Genomic DNA, 25,065 nt, shown 5'->3' on the forward strand with positions numbered 1-25,065 from the left:
GGGGGGGGGGGCGGGGGGGGGGGGGGGGGGGGGGGGGGGGGGGGGGGGGGGGGGTCGGGGGGGGGGGGGGGGGGGCGAGGGGGGTGGGGGGGCCGCCCCCCCCCCCCCCCCCCCGGCGCCGTTCCCCGCCCCCGTTCCCCGCCCCCGCAAGACGGTTCCGCCCGAGCGGCGTCCGCTCTCCGGAGTGCTGAGATGATCGTCCGATGTTCCCCTCGGACGCCCCGTCCCTCCCCAGCGCCGCGCCCCTCACCGGCGCCGCCGCCGCCCGCTGGCGAGCCGCCCGGACCGCCTGGCGGCTGGACGGCCGCCGGCTCGCGCTGGTGCCGCTCGGGTTCGTGATCCTGGCGAGCGTGGTGGAACCGGACGTGGGCCTGTGCAACGCCCAGAACATCTGCCGGGACACCTGGGGCTCGGGGCTGGCCGCCTGGTCGGCGCTGGCCGAGATCGTCCTGCTGGCCACCAGGGCCAGGATCCGGGTGCTCGTCCCGCCGGTCGTCCTGGCCCTGCTCTGGTACCTCCCGGAGGGTCTGGTCACCCCGCTCGCCCGCTGGTCGGCGGTGCTGGTCCACGTGCTGCTCGCCGCCGTCCTGCTCGGCGCCGAGGCCGGCCGCCGCCGCGCCCGCCGGCAGCTGGACGAGCTGATGGCCCCGCCCGTCCCCTACCCCTGGGCGGCCGCCGGCGCGCCCTCGCCCGTCCAACCGGACGGCCCACCCGTGCTGCGCCGCGCCCTCGGCGTCCTGCTGCTGGTGGTCGCCGCGGCCTTCCCGGTGTACGGCCTCTGGGCGCAGGCCCGGGAGACCGCCGCCACCGACCTGGCCACCCGGGTGACCGGCACCGTGGACGGGGACGGCCGGGACGGCGTGCTCACCGTCCGCTTCCAGCCGCCCGGCGGCGGCCCCGAGCGCACCGCCGACCTGGACGTCTGGTGGCAGCACCGCCCCCGCTCCGGCGATCCCGTCCCGCTGCTGGTGAACGGCGAGTCGGTGCGCGCCCTCGGCGACGACTACGAGGTCTCCGGCCAGCTGGCCGCCGGCGGCCTGATCGCCCTGCCCGGCCTGGTGCTGCTCGGCTCGGCCGCCGCGGCGAGCGCCCGCCGGAGCAGGCCCGCCTTCGTCGGCGCCGCCCCCGCGCTCGCCGTACGGGTGCGCGCCGACGCCCGCGGCGACCTGCTGGTGCTGCCGCTGGACGGCCCGCCGGACGGCCCCGGGCTCTGGCGGCTGGTCGAACGCGACCGCTACCGCTGGGCCCGCGCCGCCGCCCCGGACGGCGAGTCCCCGGCCTGGGTGCCCGAGCACCGGGCGACCGAGGACGAGGAGGCCGACTACCCCGACCCGGTCCTCGACCACGACCAGGAGGAGGAGGAGTACGAGGAGCTGTTCGACCGGGCGACCCCGGCCGAGGCCGCCGAGTGGCTGGCCCGCGCCGGGCGCAGCGTGCCCGCCGTGCTCTACGTCGGCCCCGACGGCCCCGACCACCAGCTCCTCGTCCGCCCCGGCCTGCTGGACGGCGACCCGCACTGGGTGGCGGCCGTGGTCGCCCCCGCAGCCCGGGCCCCGCGCCTCGGCCGGCGCTCCGGGCGCTACCGCGAGCGCGAGCTCGCCGTCGCCGCGCTGACCGCCGAGACGGTCGCCGCCGCCCCCGAACCCGGTCCGGACACCGAGCCACTCGCGGCCCGCCGGTGGGAGATGCCGCTGCCGCTGCGGGCGGTGGCCGGGCCGCTGGCGGCGCTGCTGGTCGCCGCCGCCGTCGTGCTGCTCGACGACGACGGCTGGTGGGAGGGGCTGCTGCGCCCGCTGTGGATCGGCTCGCTGGCGATCCTCGCCTGCGCCCAGGCGCTCTCCTGGCAGCTGGTGGCCGACCGCGACGGTCTGCGGGTGGCCACCGCGCTGCGCACCCGCGACTACCGGTGGGCGGAGATCACCGCGGCGGCGGTGCACCGGGACCTGCTCACCATCCGGGTGCGCGGCGGCCGGGAGTTCTCCTTCTTCAACCGCCCGACGGTCTGGCTGGCCGCGTTCTTCGGCGGCCGGTACGACCCGGCGGCGCTGGCCAGGACCGTCGCCACCGCCGCCCACCGCCCCGACCTGCGCCCGGTGCAGGCCCTGCCGGACCGCCTCGGCGGCCCCCAGCACCTGGTCAACCGGCTCGCGCTGACCGGTTACGCGGTGTTCACCGTCGTCCACTACGCACTCTGAACCCGCCCCGGACCGACACCGGATCCACACCGCTTCCGGCCCGCCTCCGAGGGGGAGTACGGTGTTCTTGATCACAGCGTCGGTGTCGCGCCGCGAGGCGTCCCGGAAGGCCCTGACCGGGACAAGACGGGGACGTGTCCGCACCGGTACGGTTGGCCCCGATGAACACCAAGGCTGCTGAGGAGCTGCCGGCTGTTTCCGTGATCATGCCGGTGCTCAACGAGGAACGTCACCTGCGCACGGCGGTCCGCCGCATCCTGGACCAGGAGTACCCCGGCCCGATGGAGGTGGTGATCGCCCTGGGGCCCTCCACCGACCGCACCGCGGAGATCGCGGCCGAGCTGGTGGCGGAGGACCCGCGGGTGCGGACGGTGGCGAACCCCACCGGCCGGACGCCGGCCGGGCTGAACGCCGCGATCCGGGGCTCCCGGCACCCGATAGTCGTGCGCGTGGACGGTCACGGCCTGCTCACGCCGGGCTACATCACCACGGCGGTCCGGCTGCTCGGCGAGATGGACGCGGCCAACGTCGGCGGCATCATGCACGCCGAGGGCGAGACCGAGTGGGAGCACGCGGTCGCCGCCGCGATGACCTCCAAGATCGGCGTCGGGAACGCGGCCTTCCACACCGGCGGCCTGGCCGGCCCGGCGGACACCGTCTACCTCGGGGTGTTCCGGCGCAAGGTGCTGGAGAAGCTCGGCGGCTACAACGAGGAGTTCATCCGCGCCCAGGACTGGGAGCTGAACTACCGGATCCGCCAGGACGGCGGACTGGTCTGGTTCACCCCGCAGCTCAAGGTGACGTACCGGCCCCGCCCCTCGGTGCGGGCGCTGGCCAAGCAGTACAAGGACTACGGCCGCTGGCGCCGGGTGGTCACCCGCTACCACCGCGGCTCGGTCAACATGCGCTACCTCGCCCCGCCGGCCGCGCTGGCCGCGGTCGTCCTCGGGGTGGTGCTCGGCGCGGCCGTCCACCCGGCCTTCCTCGCGGTGCCCGGCGCGTACCTGCTGGGCATCCTCGGCGGCGCGGCGGTCGAGGGCCGCGGCCTGTCGTTCAAGGCCAAGGCGCTGCTGCCGGTGGCCCTCGCGACCATGCACCTCAGCTGGGGCTTCGGCTTCCTGACCTCGCCGCGCTCGCTGGCCCGCAGAGTGATCGCCAGCGTCGGCCCGTCCGCCAAGGACGTGCTCTCGAAGGCCGGCTGACCCGCACACCGCCGAGCCGCAAACCCGCTGATTCGTTTCGCCACCCGCTCGTGACCGGCGTCGGCCCCGCTGCCGCCGGTGCGCAGGACGGCAGTCGACGGCGGGTCGGCCGGGGCCGGGACCGAGCCGGGTGCGGACGTCGAGGAGCGGCCCCGCCGCGGCCGGCGGCGCCCCCGGACCGCCGAGCGGCAGTGCCCCCGAACCGTGGCCGGCAGTGCCCCCGAACCGCGGAGCGGCGATGGGCGCAGCAGGGAACCCCCGTACTCCGGCGGCTACTTGGCGCAGACGTCGGTGTTGTCCGCCTGCACCCGCTGGAGGTCCTCGGGTGCCTCGGTGGGCGCCGCCGCCGGGCCGGTCGGGGCGGCCAGCACGTCCTTGCCGAGCACCAGCAGCAGGCCGCCCTTCGGGTCCGCCTTCTCGGCCGGCCGGACGGCGTCGCCGGGCAGGCCGAGGGCCGCGGCCAGGGCCTGGGCCTCGGCCTCCCGGCCGGACGGGTAGGACACCGTCGTGGTGTCGGCGGGCGGCGCGTCGCTGCCCACCGCGGCCTTGTCGTAGCCCTTCGCCCGGAGCTTCTCCACGGTCGGCCCGGACTGCCCGCGCGTGCCGCTGCCGTTGCGCACCGTCAGCTGGACGAGCTTGGCGGGCAGGGCCGGGGCGGCGGTCGGCGTGGTGGCCGGCGCGGTGGCGGCCGGGGCCTGCGGCGCGGGCGACGCGGCGTCGGTGGCCGGGGCCTCGGGGGTGGGCGGCGCGGTGGTCCCGGTCAGCGAGCGGTCGCCCGCGATCATCGCGAACAGCTGCCCGGCGTCCGGCTGCTTGAGGATCACCCGGTCGCTGTCCTTGGGGTCGTCCAGGACGGGCGCGGTGGTGAAGGTGATGTTCTTGGTGTCCACCTTGCTGATGTCCAGCGCGAGGTCCTTGAGCTTGTCCACGCTGCCGATGCCGGAGTCCACGGTGAGCGCCTTGGTGGCGGCGTCCGCGAGCTTGTAGAGCTTGCTCGGGCTGGTCAGGGTGTCGTCGCTCTTGATCTTGCGGATCATCGAGCTGATGAACTGCTGCTGGAGCGGGATCCGGGTGAGGTCGCCGCCCTGGCCGACCGCGTGCCGGGTGCGGACGAAGGCCAGCGCCTCGTCGCCCTGGACCACGTGCCGGCCCTTGGTCATCTTGAGGTGGGAGCCGGAGTCGTTGATGTCCTTGGCCGCGCAGACCTCGACCCCGCCGACGGCGGTGGAGAGGGTCTTCACCGCCTCGAAGTTGACCTGCACGAAGTGGTCGACCCGGACGCCGGTGATCTTCTCGACGGTCTTCCAGGTGCAGCCCGCGTCGCGCCCCTCCTGGCCGAGGCTGTTGTTGAACTCGCTCCGGGTCGAGCCCGGGATCTTCTTCCCCTGGGCGTTCTGGCACTCCGGGATCGGCACCATCAGGTCGCGCGGGAGGCTGACCACCGTCGCGTTGGAGCGGTCCTTGGCGATGTGGAACAGCAGCGTGGTGTCGGCGTGCCCGGTGCTGCCCTCGTCGCCGTACTCCCGGCCGAGGCCCTCCCGGCTGTCCGTGCCGATCACCAGGACGTTCAGCGCGTCCCCGGCGGCCGCCGGGCGCTCGGACTCGTCGCCCAGCTGGACCTTGACCGAGGTCAGGTTGTCGTTGAAGTGCCGGTACAGGTAGTACGCCCCGCCGCAGCCCGCCACCATCACCAGGGCGCCCGCCCCGGCCGTCCACTTGAGCGCCCGTCGGCGCCGGCTGCGCTTGGCGAGCGCGGCCGCCCGCCGCCGGCTGTCCCGGCGGCCCTCCGTGGTCGGTGCGGTCGGTGCGGTCGGTGCCTCGGCGGCCCGGAGGCGCTGCCGGGGGAGGCCGGGGGGCGGTTCCACCCGGTACCGTCCGGCTTCCGGTTGCTCCTCGTGCACGGGGTTCCCTACCTTCGACCGGTCACGGCTACGGACCGCCCGCGCGGACGGGCCGATCCGGACACACTAGACGAGCCGAACGGAGGAGTCGTTCCCGGTGTGATCTCCGCCACGTTCCGGCAGGGCGGAGCCAAATACCGCTCGCGGCCGAGCAATTGCGGAAGCATCCCGATCGGCGGGCGGGCCGGTCCCGGGTGCCGGGCTCAGTGCGGGGCACAGGCGTCCACGTCGGCGGTGCGTCCCTCGAAGGTGGGTGCGGCGCTCGCCGAGGGCGACGTGTCCGCCAGCGCCGCCGCGCCGGCCGTCGGGTTCGTCCCGGTGCCCGCTCCTTGGCCCGGCGCCGGGGTGGGGCCCGTCCCCGCGGCCGGGCCCGGCGAGGAGGCGGACGCGGGCGGCCGTACGGCGACCTGCCGGTCGTCCCGCAGCGCCGCGAACAGCTGGCCGGTCTGCGGCTGCACGAACTCGTCCCGGTCCGAGTCGTAGTGGTACGGGCGGCGCGGCGCGGTCAGGAAGACCACGTTCGCCGAGGGGACACCGCGCAGGTCCTGGGTGAGGTCGTACAGCGCGCCGAGCGAGGACAGCCCGCCGTCCGCCCGGACGGAGGAGGTGGCGGCGTTCAGCACCGGCCACAGCTTCGCCGGGTTCAGCAGCACGCCCTGCGACTGCACCTTGCGGATCAGCGAGGCCAGGAACTGCTGCTGGCGGCCCATGCGCTGGGTGTCGCTGCCGTCGCCCAGGCTCTCCCGGACCCGGACGTAGCCGAGCGCCTGCTCGCCGTGCAGGACCTGCCGGCCGGCGGGCAGGTCGAGCCTGGCGTCCTTGTCGTGGATCGGCTGCGGCACGCACACCTCGACCCCGCCGATCGAGTCCACCATCGTCTTGAAGCCGCTGAAGTCGAGGATGACGTAGTGGTCGATCCGGATGCCGCTCAACTGTTCGACCGTCCGGATCGAACAGGCAGGACCGCCCGTCTCGAAGGCCTGGTTGAACTGCATCAGCGCCGGTCGGCTGCTTGTGCCGTCCGGCTTCTCGCAGGCGGGCACGCTGACCATGACGTCGCGCGGGACGGAGACCGCCGTCGCGTGCTTCCGGTCGGCGGCCAGGTGCAGCAGGATCGTGGTGTCCGAGCGCTGGCTGCCGGCCTCGCCGCCGTACGAACCGTTCGCGCCGGACCGGTCGTCGCTGCCGATCAGCAGGATGTTCTCGGCGCCCCGCGCCCCGGCGGTGCGGCTCGGCCGCTCGGCCTCCAGCTTGGCGAGCAGCCGGTCGGTGGCCGAGTCGGTGCGGATGTTGCCGTCCAGCTTGCGGTAGGCGATCCAGAGCAGCGCCCCGGTGGCGACCAGCAGGAACGCGACGGCGCCGGCGGTGATCATCAGCCACCGCCGGCGCTTGCGCGGGCGTTTCGTTCCGTCCGGAGGGGAGTCCGTCGACCGGCCCTCCTGTGCGGGGCCGTTCGTCGGGGGAGTGGCGGTCGGGGGGTGCTCGGTGTCGTCCTCGGCCATGGCAGCGATCCCTACCCGCCAGGCCCGGCCCGGGGCTTAGCCGAGGCGCAGTGTCACCCGTTCGGATTCGGTCCGCTTCTCCCACTGCCCGGCGTCCAGCCCCTGCGAGTTGCGGCACAGCACTACCGAGGCGCCGGCCGCCAGCGGCGCCAGCAGACCGGCCTCCAGACCGGCCCAGTCGTCGAAGGACAGGGTGGACAGGACCCGGTCACCGGGCTTCAGACCGAGCCGGACCGCGCCCTCCCTGGCCAGTGCCACGGTCTGCTCGCCCGTCAGCTTCAGCGGCAGTCCGTCCACCGCGGTCTCCAGGGCCGGCGCGTCCGGGGCGACGGGGGAGTACGGCGCGAAGCGGTCGCCCTGGCCGGGCACCTCGGCGGCGTAGTCGAGGAAGCCGTCCGGACGCTGCGGGAAGCGGCCGCCGAGCGGGCGCAGCGCGAGCGCGACCCGCTCGCCCTCGCACGCCTGGGCGACCTCCAGCCCGTCCGGGCCGCTGACCACCAGATCGGCGGCGGCAGGGTCGCCGCCAGGCACCGCCGTCACCCCGACGGACCAGCAGGCCAGCAGCCACACGGCGCTCTGCCAGTGGGCGGGCAGCAGCAGCGCCGCCCGGTCGCCGGGACCGGCGTTCAGCTCGTCCTGGAGGAGGTTGGCGGTCTTGGCCACCCAGTTGTCGAAGGTGCGGGCGGACAGCTCCACCCGCTCGCCGGTGGCGTCGTCGTAGAAGGTGACCAGCGGGGCCGCGGGATCGACCGAAGGGGTGCCGCCGCGCAGGAATGCGTGCAGCAGCTCGACGGGGGTGCGGGCATCGGCAGCGAAAGGCGCAGTCATGGTGCGCCCCAGCCTACGGCCTTCGGGTGGGAGGCAGGGAGGGGCGGCCGAACGGGCGCGCAGCGGCGTGGCGGGCGGTCCGTTTTGCGGCGACGATCCGTTTCATGCGCCTTTCACTACCGGCCGCCCTGCTCGCCGGCTGCACCGCCGCCCTCCTCCTCCAACCCGCCGCCACCGCGGCCCCCTCGCCCTCCTCGCCCGCCCCACAACGCCACGACTTCGCCGGCGGCGGCTCGACCACCACGCTCCCGCTGCCCGCCGGGGCCGGACTCGCCCCGCGCGGCACCCCGCCGTTCGAACTCCTCGGCCTGGGCTGGGACGGCCCGGCCGACGCGCTCGCCGGCGCGGTGGCCCGGGTCCGCACCAGGGACGCGGCCACCGGCCGCTGGAGCGACTGGCACCGGCTGGAGGCCGACGCCGGGGACGGCCCCGACCACCCGGCGCACGGCGCCACCGCCCCGCTCTGGACCGGCCGCAGCGACGGCGTCGCGGTCGAACTGCGGCCCGGGCCCGCCGGAGTGCCGCCCGGGCTGCGGGTCGACCTGGTCGACCCGGGGCCAGGCGCCGCCTCCGCCGCCGTACGGACCCTGCCCGCGGAGCCGCCCGTGGGGTCCTCCGTCGGGCCGCCCAGCGTGCTCCTCACCGGCCAGGCCCCGCGCCCGGCGATCGTCACCCGGGCCGGCTGGGGCGCCGACGAGTCACTGCGCGGGAAGGACTTCGACTACACCGGCCCGGTCCGCGCGGTCTTCATCCACCACACCGCCACCACCACCGCCTACGACTGCGCCGACGCACCCCAGATGATCCGGGCGATCTACCAGTACCACGTGAAGACCAACGGCTGGCGGGACATCGGCTACAACTTCCTGGTCGACCGCTGCGGCACCGTCTACGAGGGCCGGGCCGGCGGCGTGGAGCAGCCCGTCCACGGCGCCCACACCCTCGGCTTCAACACCGACACCTCCGGCGTCGCCGCGATCGGCACCTACGTCGACGACCAGCCGCCCCAGCCCCTCCTCGACGGCCTCGCCGCCATCTCCGCCTGGAAGCTCGGCCTCACCGGCCGCGCCACCGACGGCCGCACCAAGCTCACCTCGGGCTCCAGCGCCAGCCGCTACCCCCTGGGCACCGTCGTCGAGTTCGACGCCATCTCCGGCCACCGCGACGGCGTCGCCACCGAGTGCCCCGGCGACGCCCTCTACGCCCGCCTGCCCGCCCTGCGCGCGGCCGGGGCCCGGCTCCAGGCCCCCTGACCCGCCGCTCTCCCCGTCCCCCTCCTCTTCCCGCGTCCCGTTTCGGGGCGCGGGAGCTTCGTGCCGCGCGGCGTTCGTCCGGCATCCCTCCTGGCCTGTCCGACCCCGCGCGTATCGTTCATATCCGGGGGCGACACCAGGAGGCGACACAGGAGGCGACGGCAGTGGAGGCAGTACGGCGCTGGCGCCCGGGCTTCCCGCTGGACGTCGCCCGCACCCTGCTCCCGCTGCGCCGAGGCCCCGCCGACCCGGCGTACCGCAGCACCGGCGACGGCGCCGTCTGGCGCGCCTCCCGCACCCCGGCCGGTGTCGGCACCCTGCGGGTGCTGCCGCGTCCGGCCACCGGCGAGGTCGAGGCGAGCGCGTGGGGTCCGGGCGCGGACTGGCTCCTCGACCGCGTCCCCGCCCTGCTCGGCGCCGAGGACGCCCCGGACTCGCTGGTCCTGCCGCCCGGTCCGCTGCGGGACGCCCAGCGCCGTACCGCCGGGGTCCGGCTGACCAGGACGGGGCTGGTGCTGGAGTCGCTGATACCGGCGATCCTGGAGCAGAAGGTCACCACCGACGAGGCCTACCGCGCCTGGCGCATCCTGCTGCGGGACTTCGGCACCCCGGCGCCGGGCCCGGCCGAGGGCATGTGGGTGGCGCCGTCGGCCCGCGAGTGGGCGCTGGTGCCGAGCTGGGAGTGGCACCGGGCGGGCGTGGACCCGAAGCGCTCCGCGACGGTCATCCGCGCGGTCCGGCTGGCGCCGCGGCTGGAGGAGTCCTCGGCGATGGGCCACGAGGAGGCCTTCGCCCGTCTCACGGCCGTCCCCGGCATCGGGGTCTGGACGGCCGCCGAGACGCTGCAGCGCAGCAACGGCGACCCGGACGCGGTCTCGGTCGGGGACTTCCACCTGCCCAACCTGGTCGGCTGGGCCCTGGCCGGCCGCCCCCGCAGCGACGACGCCCAGATGCTCGCCCTGCTGGAGCCCTACCGCCCCCAGCGCCACCGGCTCTGCCGCCTCCTGCTGGCCGCCGGCGCCCGGGCCCCCCGCTACGGCCCCCGCCTGGCCCCCAACGACCACCGCCGCCGCTGAGCCGGTCCGCTTCCGCCGCGACGGGCCCTACCGCACCTCGATGAAGGCGTCGGCACTGCGCTCCGGGCGGGGCTTCGGGAGTTCGGCGGGGCGGCCGACGGCGATGGCGCCCATCGGGTCCCAGTCGTCCGGGAGGTCCAGGGCCGCTCGTACGGTGTCGCGGCAGAACATCGTGGACGAGACCCAGGCGGAGCCGTAGCCCTCGCCGGTGAGCGCGACGAGCAGGTTCTGCACGGCGGCGCCGGCCGAGACGGTGAACATCTCCCGTTCGGCGGTGGCCCGGCGCCGGTCGGGGTAGTCGTGCGAGCCGTCCGTCACCAGGCAGGGCACCACCAGGTACGGGGCGTCGCGCAGGACGTCGCCGCGGGCGGTGCGCCGGGCGATCCGCTCCTCGTCCCAGCCGTCGAGCTCGCGCAGGTCGCGCTGCCAGGCGGCGAGCATCGCGTCGAGCAGCCGTACCCGGGTGTCCGCCGACTCCAGCAGCACGAACCGCCACGGCGTGGTGTGGTGCGGGGCGGGCGCGGTGACGGCGGCGGCGACGGCCCGCCGGACGGCGCCCGGGTCGACCGGCTCCGCCGTGAAGGAGCGGACGGTGCGCCGCAGGGTGACGGCCTGGCGCAGCGCCTCGGAGGTGCCGAGCCGGAACATGTCGTCCGCGGAGCGCCGCACCAGCGGCCGGACACCCTCGCCGTCCTCGGCGGTGACGAGGTGTCCGAGTCCGCGCACCACCGCCACCGGGACGCCGGTCGTCTTGCCCTTCACCAGGTCGGCGGCGGCGGCGAGTTCGTCGGCCGTCGCGACGACGGTCGACTCCAGCGTGTTGCCGTGGCCGTCGACGCGCCCCCGGTGGTCGTCCAGGACGCCGAGCCCGGCGGCGCCGATCGCGACGTCGGTCAGCCCGTCGCGCCAGGGCCGTCCGAAGGTGTCGGTGAGGAGGACGGCGAGCCGGCGGCCGGTGAGCTGCTGGAGCCGGGCCCGCAGCGCCCTCGCGGAGGCGTCCGGGTCCTCGGGCAGCAGCAGCACGGTGCCGGGGGCGGTGTTGGAGGCGTCGACGCCGGCGGCGGCCATGACGAAGCCGTTGCGGTTCTCCACGATCCGGATGGGCCCGCGCCGGGCGACCAGCCGGACGCTCTCGGCGTCGATCGCGGCCTCCCGGTCGGTGGCGTGCAGCAGCCGGCCCTCGGCCTTGCTGACGATCTTCGAGGTGACCAGCAGGATGTCGCCGTCCTGGTACGTCCCCGCCTTGGCGATGAGCTCGCCCAGGTCCGCCCCGGCCGTGACCTCCGGGATGCCGTCGACTCCGAGGATCTCCAGCGTCACTTGCGCACCTGCTCCGCCAGGGCCAGCGCGGCGCGCGCCATCTCGGCGGTGGCCTCGACGTCGGTCATCAGCAGCGGGACGGCCCGGCAGGCGATCCCGCCGGCCTCGACGGCGGCCACCGAGGCCTGGTCCACGGTGTCCACCAGCCACCCGTCGACCAGGGCGGAGCCGTAGTGGAGTGCGACCGCGTCCGCGGTGGCCTCGACGCCGACCGCCGCGAGCACCTTGTCGGCCATGCCGCGCACCGGCGCCCCGCCGACGATCGGGGAGAGCCCGACCACCGGGGCGGGCGCGGCGGCGACGGCCTCCCGGATGCCCGGGACGGCGAGGATGGTGCCGATCGAGACCACCGGGTTGGACGGCGGGAAGAGGATGACGTCCGCCTCGGCGATCGCCTCCAGCACGCCGGGCGCGGGCTTGGCGGTGTCCGCGCCGACCGCGACGATCGCCTCGGCGTCCACCGCGGCGTGCAGCTTGACCCAGTACTCCTGGAAGTGGATCGCCCGGGTGCCCTGCTCGTCGGTGATCCGCACGTGGGTCTCGACCCGGTCGTCGCTCATCGGCAGCAGCCGCACGCCCGGCTTCCAGCGCACGCACAGCGCCTCGGTGACCTGGCTGAGGCTGTACCCGGCGGTGAGCATCTGGCTGCGCACGAGGTGGGTGGCGAAGTCCCGGTCGCCGAGCCCGAACCACTCGGGGCCGATGCCGTACTCCTTCATCTCGGCCTTGATGGACCAGGTCTCGTCGGTCCGGCCCCAGCCCTGCTCCTCGTTGATGCCGCCGCCGAGGGTGTACATCACGGTGTCGAGGTCGGGGCAGACCTTGAGGCCGTAGAGGTGGATGTCGTCGCCGGTGTTGCCGATGACGGTGATCTCGTCCTGCGGTCCGACTGCCGCGCGGAGCCCGCGCAGGAAGCGCGCTCCGCCGATTCCGCCTGCCAGTGCCACGATGCGCATGGGGCTCATCCTGCCACGGTCGGACTTCCCGTCAGCCGGGTTCAGTGCGATCCGGCCTGCGCCTGCCGCTCCGGGTGCTGCTCGGGGACGGCGGTGGCGCCGTACTGGTTCATCTCGGTCAGGCCCGGGGCGTAGAGGTGGATGGAGACGGCGGGTTCGAGCGCGCCGTTGACGACCTCGTGCAGGTAGCCGGAGGAGAACACCCGCTGCCCGCCCGGTCGCAGCTCCCGGGTCTTCTCGCCGGTCGGGGTGAGGGAGCGTTCGACCAGCTCGCCCCGGACGACGCTCATCACGCCGGAGGACTCGCCGTGGTCGTGGAAGCCGCTGGACTGGCCGGGCAGCCAGCTGAGCAGCCAGACCTCGTAGCCGGGGCCGGTCTCCAGCCGGGCGTACCAGCGGGTCAGCGCGTCGTAGCGGACCAGCGGCTCCCAGCGGGCGCGGTCGGCGGCGATCTCGCGCACCAGCCGGGCGTACTCGGCGACGCTGGTGGGGTGGGCCGGCAGGTCGGTGCGGGCCAGGTGCGGGAAGGCGAGCGGGTCGCCCGCGATGGAGACGTCGCTGAGGCCGTCGGCCCACTGGCGGGTCCGGGCGTCGGCGGGGGTGCCGGTGCGGACGGTGGCGGGGCTGCGGCGGGCGAGCTTGTTGCGGTCGCGGTTCCGCTCGCGGATGCGGATCATGCGCACGGGAGTCGTCCTCGGAGGAGTCGGCTGGTGTGTCGGGATCAGCCGGATCCGGGATGTCCTGGGACGGGAATCGCGGGCGGCCTCTGTGCTTCCTGGGGGCGGCGCGCGGTGGGACGCGGGCGCCTAGATACAGCAGGAACAGAGGCGACAACAGGAGTTCACGGCACGGCGGAGGGTGGAACCGCTCCGGGGGCTGGCGAACTCTGACATAGCAGCAAGGACACCGCATTCGCAGGGCCGGTGTCAAACGCAGTGATGCGGCATTCGAGTGGGTTAGGTCCGGATCTTTCCCTGATGGGGTGATTCATCACTCTCTATGTTTCGATGGGAAGATCGCCGGGAAGGCAGGCCGATGACCGGCCTTGTGGCGGTGATCGTGCGTCACCCGGCGAGTGGTTGCGGATGGTTGGGCACCGTTCAGGACCTTGAGGCGGAAGGTCCGATGTGTCCGGATATGTACACTATTCGTAACGGCTTGGTGCCAGGGAGTGAATCCCGGCCCCAATACCAGAGCTCGGCTTGACTGGGCCAGAGTGACGCAACTGTAATTTCACTCGTGTCGTCAGCCGCAGGAGGCAACGGCAACCACGGGGACGCCAAGTAGGGGCAGAGGAGGCGCGCCATATGAGCGAGCTCTTTGAGCTGTTGATCGGGGACGGCATCGCGGAGGACGAGGAGGAACTCGGTTGGCAGGAGCGTGCGTTGTGCGCGCAGACCGACCCCGAGTCCTTCTTCCCCGAGAAGGGCGGCTCGACCCGCGAGGCGAAGAAGGTCTGCCTCGCCTGCGAGGTCCGCTCGGAGTGCCTGGAGTACGCCCTCGCCAATGACGAGCGCTTCGGCATCTGGGGCGGCCTCTCCGAGCGCGAGCGCCGGCGGCTCAAGAAGAGCGCGGTCTGACCGGACGGCCCCGGGCCCCCGCTGACCCTTCGACAACGGCGGACAACCGCACAGCTGTACGGGCGCCTCACCGCGGTGGTGGGGCGCTTTCGCGTTCCCGGGGCCCCTTTCACCGTCCCCGCACGCACACCCCGGACGAAGCGGTCATCAGGAGCCGTTAGTGTGGTGCGCCATCCGGTTGCCGTTCACCGGCTGTGTCCACCGAGAACTGGGGCCCGCGCACTCGATGACCGTCTACAGCCACCAGAGCGGCTTCACCGCTTCCCGGCCGCCCGCCTACCCGCGCCACCTGGTCACCGCCGTGGTCGTCTCGCACGACGGCGCCCGCTGGCTCCCGCAGGCCCTGGCCGGCCTGCTCGGTCAGGACCGCCAGGTCCAGCGGATCCTCGCGGTCGACACCGGGTCCACCGACAACTCTCCGCAACTGCTCGCGGACACCCTCGCCGACTGGCTGCCCGAGAGCGGCCCGCTGGTCCTCGGCCGCCGGGCCGGCTTCGGCACCGCCGTCGCCGAGGCCGTGGCCGGCAGCGCGCCCCTGCGCCCGGAGGACCTGCCGTACCGGCTCGACCCCTCCGGCTACGACCCGGTCACCGGCGGCTGGGACGACTTCGGCGACCCGCTCGCCCAGGAGGACGACCTCGGCCGCGGCGGCCCGCGCGAGACCCGGCCGGTCGAGTGGCTCTGGCTGCTGCACGACGACTGCGAGCCGCAGACCGACGCGCTGCGCCGACTGCTCCAGGTCGCCGACTCCACCCCCAGCGCCGCCGTGGTCGGCCCCAAGCTGCGCAGCTGGTACGACCGCCGCCAGCTCCTGGAGGTCGGCGTCACCATCGCCCGCTCCGGCCGCCGCTGGACCGGCCTCGACCGCCGCGAGCAGGACCAGGGCCAGCACGACCAGGTCCGCCCGGTGCTCGCCGTCTCCAGCGCCGGCATGCTGGTGCGCCGGGACGTCTTCGAGGAGCTCGGCGGCTTCGACCGGGCCCTCCCGCTGATGCGGGACGACACCGACTTCTGCTGGCGGGTCAACGCCGCCGGCCACCGGGTGGTGGTCGCCCCCGACGCCGTGCTGCGGCACGCCGAGGCGGCCGCCCGCGAGCGCCGGGCGATCGACTGCGGCCCCTCCCACCCGCACCGGGTGGACAAGGCCGGCGCCGTCTACACCCTGCTCGCCAACAGCAAGGGCGCGCTCTTCCCCTACGTCCTGCTGCGGCTGGTGCTCGGCACCCTGGTGCGGGCCGTCACCAACCTGCTCGGCAAGGACCCGCGCCAGGCGTTCGACGAACTCGCCGGCCTCGGCCACGAACTCGTCCGCCTCCCACGGCTGTTGGCCGCGCGCAAACGCCGCGCCAAAACCCGGTCGGCGGACGCCCTGGACGACCGCACGCTCTTCCCGGCCCCCGGCGCCACCACCCGGCTGGCGGTCGAGGGCGTCATCGGCTCGCTCGGGATCGGGGGCGGCGACGACACCGGCGGCCGGCACGGCTCGGCCGAGGCCGGCGGCGACGAGGACGCCGAGGACCTGGTCGTCGAGCAGTTCACGCTGCTCAAGAAGCTCGCCCGGCGCCCGGCGCCGGTGCTGTTCGCGGCCCTGCTGGTGTTCGCCCTGATCGCCTGCCGCGGCCTGCTCGCCGGCGGGGAACTGTTCGGTGGCGCCCTGCTGCCCGCGGCCGACGGGGCCGGCGGCCTCTGGTCGATGTACGCGGACTCCTGGCACCCGGTCGGCACCGGCTCCACCGCCGCCGCACCGCCGTACCTCGGCGTGCTCGCGGTGCTCTCGTGGTTGCTGTTCGACCACGCCGACCTCGCGCTCACCCTGCTCGTGGTGCTCGCCGTCCCGCTGTCCGCGGTCAGCGCCTACCTGGTGTCCCGGCCGCTGCTGGACTCCAAGCTGGTCCGCGCCTGGGCCAGCGCCACCTACGCCCTGCTGCCCGCCGCGACCGGCGCGCTCGCCCAGGGCCGGATCGGCACCGCCGTGCTCGCCGTGCTGCTGCCGCCGCTGGCCCGCGCCGCCGCCATCGCGGCCGGCCTCGGCATCCGGGACGAGAGCGCCGCCAAGGGCGCCCGCCCGGGCTGGCGCCCGGTCTGGATGACCGTCCTGCTGCTCACCCTGGCCACCGCGTTCGTCCCGATAACGTGGGCGCTCGCGGTGCCGCTCTGCCTGGCGATGCTGGTCGTCGCGGTGGTGCGCGGCGGCGCCTTCGGCTCCGGCGGCGCGGCGCTGCGGCTGCTCGGCCTGCGCGTCCTGGTGATCCTGGCGGTGCCGGTCGCGGTGCTGGCCCCGTGGTCGCTCAAGGTGCTGTCGCACCCGCAGTGGCTGCTGCTGGAGGCCGGGCTGCCCGGCCTGCACGGCACCGGCGCGAGCGCGGCCGGCCTGCTGCTGGTCAACCCGGGCGGCGCCGGAGTGCCGCCGATCTGGCTCTCGGCGGGTGTCGTGCTGGCCGCGCTGGCCGCGCTGCTGCGCGCCGACCGCCGCCGCGCGGTGCTCGTGGCCTGGGGCGCGGCCGGCGCCGGTCTGGTCTTCGCGGTCGCGGTGGCGGGCACCTCCGTCACCCCGGCCTCCGGTGGCCCGGCGGTGCCCGCCTGGGCCGGACCGGCCACCCTGATCGCCGGGATCGCCCTGCTGGCCGCCGCCGCGATCGGCGCCGACGGCGCCAACGCCCGCGTCGCCGGGATCGCCTTCGGCTGGCGCCAGCCGGTGGCCGCCCTGGTGGTGGCCGCGGCCGTCCTGGCCCCGCTCGGCACCGGCCTGTGGTGGGCGCTGACCGGCGCCGGCGGTCCGCTGCACCGCGGCCAGGCCGACCAGGTCCCCGCCTTCATCGCCGAGGAGGCCGGCACCACCGACCGGGCCCGCACCCTCGTCGTCACCGGTGACAGCAACGGCGGCGCGGTCCGCTACACCGTGCTGCGCGGCGCCGGGCTGACGCTCGGCCAGGCCGAGTCCACCGTCGACCCGGCGACCGGCACCCAGGACGGTCTGAACCGGATGGTCGGCAGCCTGCTGGCCGGCTCCGGCGCCGACCAGGCGAGCGCCCTGGCCGGCTACGGCATCGCCTACGTGCTGGTCCAGCAGCCGGTGATCGACGTCTACAAGGACGTCCTGGACACCACCCCCGGCCTGGTCAAGGCCAACCAGGACGGCGCCGCCGCGCTCTGGCAGGTCAACGGCACCCCCGCGGTCCGCGCGGTGATCACCGCCCCGGGCGCCACCCCGGTGGTCGTCCCGTCCGGCGCCCGCGACCTGTCCACCACCGTCCCGGCCGGCCCGGACGGCCGGGTGCTGCGGCTCGCCGAGTCCGCCGCCCCGGAATGGAAGGCCACCGTGGACGGCACCGCGCTGGAGCCCACCACGGTCGACGGCTGGGCGCAGGGCTTCAAGCTCCCGGCCGCCGGCGGCAAGCTGGCCGTCACCCGGGAGGGCGGCGCCGCCCACACCGGCTGGATCGGGGCCCAGGTGCTGCTCGGCCTCACCATCCTGGTGCTGGCCCTGCCCGGCCGCCGCAGCCACAAGGACGACGACCTGCCCGAGGAGGTGGTCGCCGCCGCCGCGCTGGCCGCCGCCCAGACGCAGGCCCCCGCGCCCGGCAGCCGCCGGGCCCGCCGGATGGCCGAGCGCGCCGAGGCCGGCGAGGGCACCGAGGGCGGCGCCGAGGAGTCCGGGGTGTACGACAGGCCGGGCGCGATCCCGGCCCAGCCGACCGCCGAGCCGCTGACCGGAGCCGTCCAGGCGGCCGCCGCCGTCCAGGACGCCGAGCAGTACAGCGACCCGTACCAGGCGTACCAGCAGGCCGACCCGTACAGCTACGACCAGTACGCGGCCCAGCAGCCGGTCGCCGCACCGTACGGCGGACAGACGTACGACGGCTACCAGCAACAGCAGCAGGGCTACGAGCAGCCGTACCAGCCCGAGCAGCAGCCGTACGGCTACGACGCCCACGGGTACCAGGGGCACCAGCCGCAGCCGGACGGGCAGTCCTGGGAGCCCGGCCGGCAGCAGCCCGAGCCCTACTACGACCCGAACGACCCCAACGGCCCCGGCCGGTACCCGCACCAGCACGGATCGGGGAGCTGACCCGCGATGAAGAAGCCCGCGATGAAGAAGCCCGCGTTCAGGAAGAAGTCCGGCCCCGACGCGGCCGCCGAGCCGGCCGGGCCCGCCTTCGCGGCGGAGCCGTCCGGGCCGGCCCCGGCGGCCCGCCCCGGCCGCAGCCGGTTCGCCGCCGGAGCCGGCGGCGCGGCCAGGACCACCCCGTCGCTGCTCGCCGCGGCCGTGGTGCTGGCGGCGGTGTTCGGGATCGCCGAGGTGCGCCCGCCGGCCGCTCCGGCCAAGGCGGCCGCCGGCGTGGCGCCGACCACCGCACAGGTGGAGCGGACGTCCGCGGTCTGCCCGCAGCCGCTCCAGGGCCTGACCGGCTCGACCACGCTCACCGCCTACACCCCGCCCGGGACGGGTTCCGCCACCGGCGGGGCCGGCTGGCTCTCCGACGCGGCCGCGCCCGCCGCGCCCGCCGCCCAGCCGACCACCGCTCCGGCGGCGCCCGCCACCCCGGCGCCGACCGGCTCGGGCACCCCCGCCGCCCCGGTCCAGGACAGGAACGCGGCGCCCGCCGACGCCCGGCTGACCGTGCCCAAGCCCGGCACCCCGGCCACCGGCCCGGCCGCCAACGGCGACGCCGCGCCCGGCACCGGGGCCGTCGCCACCGGCGTCCTCGCCCCCGGCTTCACCGTCACCCAGACCACGGTGGTCACCGAGCCGCGCGGCCTCGGCCTGTCCGGCCTCACCTGCACCCCGGCCGGGACCGGCTTCTGGTTCGCCGGGGCGAGCACCGCCGCCGACCGGGTCGACTACGTGAGCCTGGTCAACACCGAGTCCTCCGCCGCGGTGGTGGACATCAAGCTGTACGGCGACAAGGGCCTGATCGACAACGACGCCGCCAACGGGATAACCGTCCCGCCCGGCAGCTCCCAGGCCATCCTGCTGTCGACCATCAGCAAGGGCGCGGTCGCCGACCTCGCGGTGCACGTGGTGGCGCGCTCCGGGCGGGTCGGGGCCGCGCTGCACGCCGCCGACAGCGGCAAGGGCGCCGACTGGGTCCCGGCCTCGGCCGACCCGGCCCCCGTCCAGGTGCTGCCCGGCCTGCCCGCCGACACCGCCTCGGCCCGCCTGGTGGTCTGGGCGCCGCCGGAGGACGACGCCGACCTGAAGATCCAGCTGTCCGGCAAGAACGGCTGGTTCAGCCCGGCTGGCAACGAGTCGATCCACGTCAAGGCGGGCATGGTGGCCGCCGTCGACCTCGGCAAGGTCACCCGGGACGAGGTCGCCGGGCTGCGGCTGTCGCCCAGCGACGACAAGCACCGCACCCCGATCGTGGCCGGACTGCGGGTCGACCGGGCGGCGGCCAACGGCAAGACCGACGCGGCCTGGCTGGCCGGCAGCAACCCGGTCGGTGCCCGCGCCACCGTCGCCGACAACCGCGCCGGCGCCTCCACGCTCTACCTGACCTCCAGCGGCGACGCCGCCACCGTCCGGGTCACCGCCTCGGCCGGCAGCGGCGGCGGCACCCCGGCCACCAAGGAGGTCCAGGTCCCGGCCGGCGGCACGGTCGCCCTCCCGGCACCCGAGCCCGCCGGGCTGAACGGGACCTTCGCGCTCACCGTGGAGACCGTCTCCGGCGGCCCCGTGGTGGCCGCCCGGATGCTGTCCCTGCCGGCCAAGGACGTGCCGATGTTCACCGTCCAGGCGCTGCGCGACGACCGCAGCACCGTCAAGGTCCCGCAGGCCGGCCAGGACCCGGGCGTCGTCCTGCGCTGAGCCGTCCCGCTCGGGGCGGACGACGGGGGCGGCACCACCGGATGCCGCCCCCGTCGGGGTTCAGTCCTCGTCGTAGCGCGGGTCGATGGCGTCCGGCGACAGCCCCAGCAGCTCGGCGACCTGCTCGATCAGGATCTCGTGCACCAGCGCCGCCCGGTCCTCCCGGGTCTTCGCCCGGATCTCCACCGGCCGCCGGTACACCACGATCTGGCTCTTGCGCCCCTGCCCGCCCGGCGACACCCGCCCGAGCGGCACGCCGTCCTCGGGGTCGGCGCCGTCCGGCTCGTGCAGCGGCACCTCCTGCACGGCGAACTCCACCTCGATCAGCTGCGGCCAACGCCGCTCGAGGCGCTCCACCGACTCGCGCACGTAGTCGTCGAACAGTTCGGAGCGGGTGAGCGAGATCGGCACCTGGGGCGGCGCCAGTGGGCCGCGCAGGCCCCGCCCGTGCCGGTCGCGGTGCCGGGGGCGGCGCGCCGGGCCTGTCGATGACTGCGGTGCGGAGCTGTCCATATCACTGCCGAGGGTAGTCCTTGGACGGTCGGAAGTGGACCACTCCGACGGGGAATCACGCGGGGCGCCGGATCCGCGGCCCCGGCGCCCGGAGGGCGACACGGCACCCCCTCCGGGCAGCCGGTCTTCGCTCCCCGGCGGGGAGTGCGGTACCGTCCACCCTCGTGAGCTCTGTACGTCGTTGTTCGCGGACCGCGTGCGGCCGGCCGGCCGTCGCGACGCTGACGTACGTCTACGCGGACTCCACCGCCGTCCTCGGCCCGCTCGCCACCTACGCCGAGCCGCACTGCTACGACCTGTGCGCCGAGCACGCCGAGCGCCTCACCGCCCCGCGCGGCTGGGAGGTCGTCCGGCTCGCCGCGGAGGCCGGGCCGCTGCGCCGCAGCAGCGACGACCTGGAGGCGCTGGCCAACGCCGTGCGGGAGGCCGCCCGCCCGCAGACCCACCGTCAGGGCCGGGTCCCCGAGGGCGAGTCCACCGAGGGCGGCCGCCGCGGCCACCTCCGGGTCCTGCGCTCGCCCGACAACTGAGCCCTCACCCGGCACGGGGCGTTCGTCCGGCCCGGGTACGCTGCCCGTCTACCGTCACCGCGCCCGTCGACCGGACGCGCGGTGGCCCAGACGTATCGTGATCAGTCCTAAGACCAGGGTGGAGCCGCAGTGCGCGACCTCAAGCAGCTCGTGAAGGCGTACGACGTCCGGGGCGTCGTCCCGGACCAGTGGGACGAGAGCCTGTCCCGGGCCTTCGGTGCCGCGTTCGTGCAGGTCACCGGCGCGTCCGCGATCGTGGTCGGGCACGACATGCGGCCCTCCTCCCCGTCGCTGAGCCTGGCCTTCGCCGAGGGCGCGGCGGCCTACGGCGCCGACGTGGTGCAGATCGGGCTGTGCTCCACCGACCAGCTGTACTACGCCAGCGGCAAGCTCGACCTGCCCGGCGCGATGTTCACCGCCAGCCACAACCCGGCCCAGTACAACGGCATCAAGCTGTGCCGGGCCGGCGCCGCCCCGGTCGGCCAGGACACCGGCCTGGCCGAGATCCGCGAGCTGGTCGAGTCCTGGACCGCCGAGGACGACACCGTCACCGTCCCGGCCAAGGACGTGAAGCCGGGCGCGCTGTCCGCCCAGGACACCCTGCGCGGCTACGCCGACCACCTGCTGGGCCTGGTCGACCTCACCGCGATCCGCCCGCTCAAGGTCGCGGTGGACGCCGGCAACGGCATGGGCGGCCATACCGTGCCGACCGTCTTCGACGGCCTGCCGATCGAGCTCGTCCCGATGTACTTCGAGCTGGACGGCACCTTCCCGAACCACGAGGCCAACCCGCTCGACCCGAAGAACCTGGTCGACCTCCAGGCCAAGGTCCGCGAGGTCGGCGCCGACGTGGGCCTGGCCTTCGACGGCGACGCCGACCGCTGCTTCGTCGTGGACGAGCGCGGCGAGCCGGTCTCCCCGTCGGCGATCACCGCCCTGGTGGCCGTCCGCGAGGTCGCCCGCGCCAAGGCCGCCGGCGAGGCCGAGCCGACGGTCATCCACAACCTGATCACCTCCTGGACCGTCCCCGAGGTGGTCCGCGAGCTCGGCGCCAAGCCGGTGCGCACCCGGGTCGGCCACTCCTTCATCAAGCAGGAGATGGCTGAGACCGACGCCGTCTTCGGCGGCGAGCACTCCGCCCACTACTACTTCCGCGACTTCTGGCGCGCCGACACCGGCATGCTCGCCGCGCTGCACGTGCTGGCCGCGCTCGGCGGGCAGCCGGGCACGCTGTCCGCGCTCACCGCCGAGTACGACCGCTACGCCGCCTCCGGCGAGATCAACAGCACCGTGGCCGACCAGGCCGCCAGCACCGCCGCCGTCCGCGCCGCGTACGCCGGCGGCGAGGGCACCACGGTGGACGAGCTGGACGGCCTGACCGTGGCCGGCCCGGACTGGTGGTTCAACCTGCGCGCCTCCAACACCGAGCCGCTGCTGCGCCTGAACGTCGAGGCCAAGGACCCGGCGAAGATGGCCGAGCTGCGCGACGGCGTGCTCGCCGTCGTCCGCGGCTGAGCCCCGAGGCCCGGGGGCCACGGTCCGAGCCCCGCGCCTGACCACGGGCCCCGGTGCCCCGGCCGGTAGGGTTTCCTATCGGCCGGGGCACCTCCGTGCCACCCCCGAACTTTGGAGAGCCCCATGAAGCTCGAATCCTTCCTGCTGGAGATCCTGGTCTGCCCGCAGTGCCGGGCCGCGCTCGCCGAGGGCGGCACCGAGGACCAGCCCGAGCTGGTCTGCACCGGTGCGGACTGCGGCCTCGCGTACCCGGTCCGCGAGGGCATTCCGGTCCTCCTGGTGGACGAGGCCCGCCGCCCGGCGTGATCCTGGGGGCGAAGCCCCACCCCGACCGCCCGGCGCGCAGCGGAGCGCGCGCCCAGAGGACCGCAGCCGGAGGTTCGCCGCATGCTCGACGACACCCTGCTCGACGACCCGGCCGCGTTGCAGCGCGCCGACCACGACCGCGCCCTGCTGGCCCTGGCCGGCGCCGGCGCGCGGGTCCGCACCGCGCTGCGGCAGGCCGAGGCGGCCGGCCTCGACCGGCTGCGTCCGGACGGCCGTCCGCGCGCCGTCCTGGTCGCCGGGCACGGCAGTGCGCTGACCGCCGCCGAGATGCTGTCCGCGCTGGCCGGCACGGGCTCCCTGGTCACCGCGCTGCCGCCGACCGAGGCGGCCGCCCCGCGCACCGACCGGGCCGGCGCCCGGCCCGCCTTCACCGCCGGACTCGGCTGGCAGCTGCCCGGCTGGGCCGGCCCGCTGGACCTGCTGGTGATCAGCTCCGCCGACGGCGGCGAGCAGGGCCTGGTCAGCCTCGCCGAGCAGGCGTACGCGCGCGGCTGCGCGATCGTCGTCACCGCCCCGGTCGGCAGCGCGCTGGCCGAGGCCGCGCTGCAGGTGCGCGCGCTGCCGCTGCCGTTCACGGCCTCGGTGCTGTCCGAGGACCTCGCGCCCGTGGCCGCCGCCGAGCCGGACCTGCCGGCCGAGGACCCGGCGGCGCTCTGGTCCCACCTCACCCCGATGCTGGCGCTGGCCCAGAAGATCGGCCTCACCCAGCTCCCGTACGACGCGCTGCCGGCCGTCGCCGACCTGCTGGACGCCGCCGCGGTGCGCTGCCGCCCGGACGCCGCCGCGTACACCAACCCGGCGAAGGGCCTGGCCGCGCGGCTGGCCGGGACGGTCCCGCTGCTGTGGGCCGAGGGCCCGATCGCCGGGGCCGCCGCCGCCCGGTTCGCCGCCCAGCTGGCCGACCGGGCCGGGCGCCCGGCGCTGGCCGGGCCGCTGCCGCAGGTGCTCACCGCCCACCGCGGCATGTTCACCGGGCAGTTGGGCGCGGGCGCCGACCCGGACGACTTCTTCCGCGACCGGGTCGAGGAGCCGGACCCGCTGTACCTGCAGGTCCTGCTACTGCGGCACGTCCCGGGCGCGGCCGGCCCGGTGGCGGAGGAGGGGCGTGACGGCCCGGTCGAGGTGCCGGAGGACGACGCCGGGCCGCGCAGCTTCGGCGTCACCCGGGCGCACCGGCTGGCCGCCGCCCACGACGTCCGGCTGACCGAGTACGCGAGCGCCCGGCCGGACGCGCTGCACGCGCTGGCCGACCTGGTCGCGCTGACGGACTTCGCCGCCGTCTACCTGGGGCTCGCGGCCGCGCAGTCCTGAGGCGGTCGGCCGGACGGGACTTCCCGGCCGGTACGGTAAGCGCTCGACGACGCTGACCGACCCGTGAGGAAGAAGAGGCATGAGTACCGAAGGCGGCACCAAGGCACTGATCGCGGCACTGTCCGCGAACCTGGCGATCGCGGCGGCCAAGTTCACCGCCTTCGGCTTCACCGGTTCCTCCTCGATGCTCGCCGAGGGCGTGCACTCCGTGGCCGACTCCGGCAACCAGGTGCTGCTGCTGATCGGCGGCAAGCGGGCGCGCCGGGAGGCCGACGAGGAGCACCCCTTCGGGTACGGCCGCGAGCGCTACGTGTACGGCTTCCTGGTGGCCATCGTGCTGTTCAGCGTCGGTGGCCTGTTCGCGATCTACGAGGGCTGGCACAAGATCAGCCACCCGGAGACGCTGGACGCCTGGGGCTGGGCGATCGGCGTGCTGGTCTTCGCGATCGGCATGGAGGGCTGGTCCTTCCTGACGGCGATGCGGGAGTCGGAGAAGGCCAAGGGCAAGCAGAGCTGGACCCAGTTCATCCGCACCGCCAAGGCGCCGGAGCTGCCGGTGGTGCTGCTGGAGGACACCGGCGCGCTGATCGGCCTGGTGCTGGCGCTGTTCGGCGTCGGGCTCACCGTGATCACCGGTGACGGCGTCTGGGACGGCATCGGCACCCTGTGCATCGGCCTCCTGCTGGTGGTGATCGCCGTGGTGCTCGCCCTGGAGACCAAGTCGCTGCTGCTCGGCGAGTCGGCGAACAAGGAGTCGGTGCGCCGGATCCGGGAGGCGCTGGTGGACGGCGAGACCGTCACCGGAGTGATCCACATGCGCACCCTGCACCTCGGCCCCGAGGAGCTGCTGGTCGCCGCCAAGATCGCCGTCAACGCCGAGGACAGCGCCGCCCGGGTCGCGGAGGCGATCGACGCGGCCGAGGAGCGGGTGCGCGCGGTCGTCCCGATCGCCCGGGCGATCTACCTGGAGCCCGACGTCTACAGCGCCGAGAAGGCCGCGGCGGGCGACGACCCGGCCGCCACGCCCGGTGGCCCGGGCCCCGGCGGCGAGCACTGAGCCGTCCCCCGGCCACGGCCGGGGGACCCTCACGGGCCCGGCTCGGGCCCGGTCGGACCGCAGGCCGAAATCGGTCATCGGCGGACGGCCGACGGGGCCGTCGGTGTAGATTCGTCACCAGAGCCAGAACGTCGCTGCTGATGGCGGTCGATCGGCGGTCCGCACCCGTAGGGTGTGCGCCGGTCGAGGG

General features: G+C 75.4%; 19 protein-coding genes. 12 read left to right on the plus strand and 7 right to left on the minus strand.

What is annotated here, in order from left to right:
- The first annotated feature begins 203 nt into the window (after nt 1–203).
- A complete protein-coding gene (locus tag ACZ5OX_RS10960; protein WP_465629575.1) occupies nt 204–2,195 on the plus strand; it encodes a hypothetical protein in 1,992 nt (663 codons plus the stop codon).
- Nucleotides 2,196–2,356: 161 nt separating this feature from the next.
- Nucleotides 2,357–3,397, plus strand: a complete 1,041-nt coding sequence (locus tag ACZ5OX_RS10965; RefSeq protein ID WP_449792937.1) for a glycosyltransferase family 2 protein — start codon at nt 2,357–2,359, stop codon at nt 3,395–3,397.
- Between the two features lie 272 nt (nt 3,398–3,669).
- Here ACZ5OX_RS10965 and ACZ5OX_RS10970 read toward each other — a convergent pair whose 3' ends face one another.
- From ACZ5OX_RS10970 to ACZ5OX_RS10980, 3 genes are all read right to left on the minus strand, one after another.
- A complete protein-coding gene (locus ACZ5OX_RS10970) occupies nt 3,670–5,298 on the minus strand; it encodes an LCP family protein (RefSeq protein ID WP_465629577.1) in 1,629 nt (542 codons plus the stop codon).
- A gap of 203 nt (nt 5,299–5,501) precedes the next feature.
- The gene (locus ACZ5OX_RS10975; RefSeq protein WP_465629578.1) at nt 5,502–6,800 is read right to left on the minus strand and encodes an LCP family protein; all 1,299 of its coding nucleotides are present in this window, start codon (nt 6,798–6,800) and stop codon (nt 5,502–5,504) included.
- 36 nt (nt 6,801–6,836) lie between these two features.
- Entirely contained in the window at nt 6,837–7,628 is a 792-nt protein-coding gene (locus ACZ5OX_RS10980) for a TIGR03089 family protein (protein ID WP_449810157.1), read from the minus strand.
- 104 nt (nt 7,629–7,732) lie between these two features.
- On the opposite strand from ACZ5OX_RS10980, the gene ACZ5OX_RS10985 reads away from it, so the two are divergent.
- Both ACZ5OX_RS10985 and ACZ5OX_RS10990 read left to right on the plus strand, forming a co-directional pair.
- Entirely contained in the window at nt 7,733–8,881 is a 1,149-nt protein-coding gene (locus ACZ5OX_RS10985) for a peptidoglycan recognition protein family protein (protein WP_465629579.1), read from the plus strand.
- A 164-nt stretch (nt 8,882–9,045) separates the two neighbouring features.
- Nucleotides 9,046–9,957, plus strand: coding sequence for a DNA-3-methyladenine glycosylase family protein (locus tag ACZ5OX_RS10990; protein ID WP_465629580.1), 912 nt, complete (start codon nt 9,046–9,048; stop codon nt 9,955–9,957).
- 27 nt (nt 9,958–9,984) lie between these two features.
- Here the strand turns inward: ACZ5OX_RS10990 and ACZ5OX_RS10995 are convergent, their stop codons facing one another.
- The 3 genes from ACZ5OX_RS10995 to ACZ5OX_RS11005 are packed head-to-tail and all read right to left on the minus strand — an operon-like array spanning nt 9,985 to nt 12,916.
- Nucleotides 9,985–11,277 carry a coenzyme F420-0:L-glutamate ligase gene (locus ACZ5OX_RS10995; RefSeq protein ID WP_465629581.1) on the minus strand — a complete coding sequence of 431 codons (1,293 nt, stop codon included), beginning with the start codon at nt 11,275–11,277 and terminating at the stop codon, nt 9,985–9,987.
- A complete protein-coding gene (cofD, locus tag ACZ5OX_RS11000) occupies nt 11,274–12,233 on the minus strand; it encodes a 2-phospho-L-lactate transferase (RefSeq protein ID WP_465629582.1) in 960 nt (319 codons plus the stop codon). The genes ACZ5OX_RS10995 and cofD overlap by 4 nt, the downstream gene beginning before the upstream one ends.
- 41 nt (nt 12,234–12,274) lie before the next feature.
- Nucleotides 12,275–12,916: a cysteine dioxygenase gene (locus tag ACZ5OX_RS11005; protein ID WP_465629583.1), complete on the minus strand. Its 642-nt coding sequence runs from the start codon at nt 12,914–12,916 to the stop codon at nt 12,275–12,277.
- 624 nt (nt 12,917–13,540) lie between these two features.
- On the opposite strand from ACZ5OX_RS11005, the gene ACZ5OX_RS11010 reads away from it, so the two are divergent.
- From ACZ5OX_RS11010 to ACZ5OX_RS11020, 3 genes are all read left to right on the plus strand, one after another.
- Nucleotides 13,541–13,813 (plus strand): WhiB family transcriptional regulator, encoded by a 273-nt coding sequence (locus ACZ5OX_RS11010; protein ID WP_030062195.1) that lies wholly within the window; start codon nt 13,541–13,543, stop codon nt 13,811–13,813.
- A 160-nt stretch (nt 13,814–13,973) separates the two neighbouring features.
- Nucleotides 13,974–17,882 carry a glycosyltransferase family 2 protein gene (locus ACZ5OX_RS11015; RefSeq protein ID WP_465629585.1) on the plus strand — a complete coding sequence of 1,303 codons (3,909 nt, stop codon included), beginning with the start codon at nt 13,974–13,976 and terminating at the stop codon, nt 17,880–17,882.
- Between the two features lie 6 nt (nt 17,883–17,888).
- Nucleotides 17,889–19,622 (plus strand): DUF5719 family protein, encoded by a 1,734-nt coding sequence (locus ACZ5OX_RS11020; RefSeq protein WP_465629586.1) that lies wholly within the window; start codon nt 17,889–17,891, stop codon nt 19,620–19,622.
- A gap of 60 nt (nt 19,623–19,682) precedes the next feature.
- On the opposite strand, the gene ACZ5OX_RS11025 is transcribed toward ACZ5OX_RS11020, so the two are convergent.
- Nucleotides 19,683–20,135, minus strand: coding sequence for a metallopeptidase family protein (locus ACZ5OX_RS11025; RefSeq protein WP_392884459.1), 453 nt, complete (start codon nt 20,133–20,135; stop codon nt 19,683–19,685).
- A 164-nt stretch (nt 20,136–20,299) separates the two neighbouring features.
- On the opposite strand from ACZ5OX_RS11025, the gene ACZ5OX_RS11030 reads away from it, so the two are divergent.
- The 5 genes from ACZ5OX_RS11030 to ACZ5OX_RS11050 all read left to right on the plus strand — a co-directional run bounded on the left by ACZ5OX_RS11030 (nt 20,300) and on the right by ACZ5OX_RS11050 (nt 24,875).
- A complete protein-coding gene (locus tag ACZ5OX_RS11030; protein WP_465629588.1) occupies nt 20,300–20,665 on the plus strand; it encodes a DUF3499 domain-containing protein in 366 nt (121 codons plus the stop codon).
- A gap of 129 nt (nt 20,666–20,794) precedes the next feature.
- Nucleotides 20,795–22,180: a phosphomannomutase/phosphoglucomutase gene (locus tag ACZ5OX_RS11035; protein ID WP_449792948.1), complete on the plus strand. Its 1,386-nt coding sequence runs from the start codon at nt 20,795–20,797 to the stop codon at nt 22,178–22,180.
- A gap of 123 nt (nt 22,181–22,303) precedes the next feature.
- Nucleotides 22,304–22,486 (plus strand): Trm112 family protein, encoded by a 183-nt coding sequence (locus ACZ5OX_RS11040; protein ID WP_465629589.1) that lies wholly within the window; start codon nt 22,304–22,306, stop codon nt 22,484–22,486.
- 81 nt (nt 22,487–22,567) lie between these two features.
- Nucleotides 22,568–23,818, plus strand: coding sequence for an SIS domain-containing protein (locus ACZ5OX_RS11045; protein ID WP_465629590.1), 1,251 nt, complete (start codon nt 22,568–22,570; stop codon nt 23,816–23,818).
- Nucleotides 23,819–23,897: 79 nt separating this feature from the next.
- Nucleotides 23,898–24,875: a cation diffusion facilitator family transporter gene (locus ACZ5OX_RS11050; RefSeq protein WP_449792950.1), complete on the plus strand. Its 978-nt coding sequence runs from the start codon at nt 23,898–23,900 to the stop codon at nt 24,873–24,875.
- The last annotated feature ends 190 nt before the right edge of the window (nt 24,876–25,065 follow it).

This window comes from Kitasatospora sp. NPDC032121 (assembly GCF_055580145.1).

Bases quoted from the DNA above. Each gene is read 5' to 3' on its own strand.
- ACZ5OX_RS10975 (WP_465629578.1), bottom strand. From the start codon at position 6,800: ATGGCCGAGGACGACACCGAGCACCCCCCGACCGCCACTCCCCCGACG.
- ACZ5OX_RS10980 (WP_449810157.1), bottom strand. From the start codon at position 7,628: ATGACTGCGCCTTTCGCTGCCGATGCCCGCACCCCCGTCGAGCTGCTG.
- ACZ5OX_RS11020 (WP_465629586.1), top strand. From the start codon at position 17,889: ATGAAGAAGCCCGCGATGAAGAAGCCCGCGTTCAGGAAGAAGTCCGGC.
- ACZ5OX_RS11040 (WP_465629589.1), top strand. From the start codon at position 22,304: ATGAAGCTCGAATCCTTCCTGCTGGAGATCCTGGTCTGCCCGCAGTGC.
- ACZ5OX_RS10960 (WP_465629575.1), top strand. From the start codon at position 204: ATGTTCCCCTCGGACGCCCCGTCCCTCCCCAGCGCCGCGCCCCTCACC.
- ACZ5OX_RS11010 (WP_030062195.1), top strand. From the start codon at position 13,541: ATGAGCGAGCTCTTTGAGCTGTTGATCGGGGACGGCATCGCGGAGGAC.
- ACZ5OX_RS10985 (WP_465629579.1), top strand. From the start codon at position 7,733: ATGCGCCTTTCACTACCGGCCGCCCTGCTCGCCGGCTGCACCGCCGCC.
- ACZ5OX_RS11050 (WP_449792950.1), top strand. From the start codon at position 23,898: ATGAGTACCGAAGGCGGCACCAAGGCACTGATCGCGGCACTGTCCGCG.
- ACZ5OX_RS10965 (WP_449792937.1), top strand. From the start codon at position 2,357: ATGAACACCAAGGCTGCTGAGGAGCTGCCGGCTGTTTCCGTGATCATG.
- cofD (WP_465629582.1), bottom strand. From the start codon at position 12,233: ATGCGCATCGTGGCACTGGCAGGCGGAATCGGCGGAGCGCGCTTCCTG.
- ACZ5OX_RS11025 (WP_392884459.1), bottom strand. From the start codon at position 20,135: ATGGACAGCTCCGCACCGCAGTCATCGACAGGCCCGGCGCGCCGCCCC.
- ACZ5OX_RS11045 (WP_465629590.1), top strand. From the start codon at position 22,568: ATGCTCGACGACACCCTGCTCGACGACCCGGCCGCGTTGCAGCGCGCC.